Source organism: Candidatus Magnetaquicoccus inordinatus (genome assembly GCF_004217665.1).
Taxonomy (GTDB): domain Bacteria; phylum Pseudomonadota; class Magnetococcia; order Magnetococcales; family Magnetaquicoccaceae; genus Magnetaquicoccus; species Magnetaquicoccus inordinatus.
Genome location: NZ_RXIU01000388.1, coordinates 1 through 1,747, shown reverse-complemented (window position 1 = coordinate 1,747; position 1,747 = coordinate 1). Strand labels below are relative to the sequence as shown.

Annotated in this window: 3 protein-coding genes; 1 reads left to right on the top strand and 2 read right to left on the bottom strand. The window is 56.4% G+C overall.

The features are described 5' to 3' along the window. On the bottom strand, positions 1-572 hold a 572-nt coding region (locus tag EJP87_RS15905; protein WP_130472831.1), incomplete at its 3' end, for a thiamine phosphate synthase. Further along, on the bottom strand, positions 554-1,123 hold the full coding sequence (locus EJP87_RS15900; RefSeq protein ID WP_193771457.1) for a 7-carboxy-7-deazaguanine synthase QueE: 570 nt from the start codon (positions 1,121-1,123) through the stop codon (positions 554-556). The genes EJP87_RS15905 and EJP87_RS15900, both read right to left, overlap by 19 nt. Between EJP87_RS15900 and EJP87_RS18100 the strand changes: the two genes are divergently transcribed. After that, positions 1,103-1,426, top strand: a complete 324-nt coding sequence (locus EJP87_RS18100; RefSeq protein ID WP_193771456.1) for a hypothetical protein — start codon at positions 1,103-1,105, stop codon at positions 1,424-1,426. The genes EJP87_RS15900 and EJP87_RS18100 overlap by 21 nt on opposite strands. The last annotated feature ends 321 nt before the right edge of the window (positions 1,427-1,747 follow it).

Genomic DNA, 1,747 nt, shown 5'->3' with positions numbered 1-1,747 from the left:
GCCAACAAACCGCGAATCATTGCCACTCCATCGGCACCTGCTGCGCGGGCCAAGTGGGCGTTCTCTTTGTGGATGCCGCCGAGGGCCAGCACTGGTCCGTGGATTTGTTGCCGCCAGGAGCGAAAGCGCTCCAAACCCAGGGGGGTGGCCTCTGGATGGGAGCTTGTGGCAAAGAGGGGGGAGAGGGTGACATAATCGGCGCCTTCTTGCAGTGCTTGGCGAGCGCTCTCCACGGAGTGACAGGATCGTCCCAGCAAGCCGGGCCAGAGAGTGCGGGCGATGGCGGTGGGCAGACCGTGTTCGGGCAGGTGCACGCCATCGGCAGCCACTGCCAGGGCGATATCCAAGCGGTCATGAATCAGCAGGGCGGCTCTATAGGCACGGGTTAGTGATTGCATCTCTTGCGCCAAGCGCAGCATTTCGCCTGCTGTTGCCTGTTTATGGCGCAGCAACAGATGCTTGACGCCTCCGCGTAGTGCGGCAGTGACCTGTTGGGGCAAGTGTTGGCCTAGAGTGGGATCTGTGATCAACAAGAGGGATGGGATGGTTTGTGTCACGGTATGTGGGCCCATTTATGGATTTGCAGTGAGAGGCGAATCTTTCCTGCCGATTGGCGGATCAGTTGCAGGCAGCCGGCCAAAGCTTGCGGATCGATTGCGGGGTGCTGGTGGGGATCTTGTTGGGGTTGGGCACGTGGTTGCACCCAGACATTGCCGTGTTGTATGGCGCGTTGCACTATTTCTGCTGTGCGTTTTGCGGATGGAGGGGCTTCGATGATATATTTGATTTCATTTGCCTTGTTATATATCTCCTCCGGTAATGGGGTTTTTGGTGACAGGGTGATCCAGTCGATTCCGTTTGGGATGGTACCGCCGACGCCGCTGGTTTCCATGGCCAGCCAGTAGCCTTGCTGTTTCAAATAGACGACCAGTTCTGACAAGTGGGGCACGGCCAAGGGTTCGCCTCCGGTCAGCAGCAGGTAGGGCAGGGTGGCATTCAGTTTTTGCAGGCTGGCGAGGAGCTCTTCTTGCAGCAAATCCTGGCGTGTATTGGGGTCGCGATGGAGAGGTTCATCGCACCAGGGGCAGGAGAGGGGGCAGCCATGGAAGCGGATAAAGAGCATGGCGCGTCCGCTCCAGGTAGCTTCGCCTTGGATGCTGGAGAAGAGGTCACAGATAGGATAACGGATATTGGCCATATTTTTGGTCAAGTGTGGCAGGTTTTGATCTGTTGCAATTATAACTATTCACTTATTCACCACAAAAAAAACTGCGGGTCCAGGGAGGGCACCTCCCTGGTGGAGTCCAGAGGCAAAGCCTCTGGGATTTTATCTTTTTATCTTTTGCCTTTATCTTTTTATCTTTTGCCTTTGGCGCGCTTTTCACAACAAGCCGACGCGCTTTTTGCGTCGGCGCAGCGCGCCTAATGGAAGCAAGCTGTGCGGATTGGCGCGCATTTTTGCGCCAATCCGCACTGCATCCCCATGGGGGTAACGCTGGCAATCCAACTCAAACCTGAATAGCTGCGCCAATGCGCACTGCATCCCCATGGGGGTAACGCTGGCAATCCAACTCAAACCTGAATAGTTGCGCCAATTCGCACTGCATCCCCATGGGGGTAACGCTGGCAAACCAGCACGGAGATGAATAACAAAAGAAAATAATCACCCCACTGTGCATGTCGGGCGTCCGCCCTCCCAAAGAGTGCCCCTTCGGGGCACAGATTGTCGCGGCGTGCGCGAATGCTA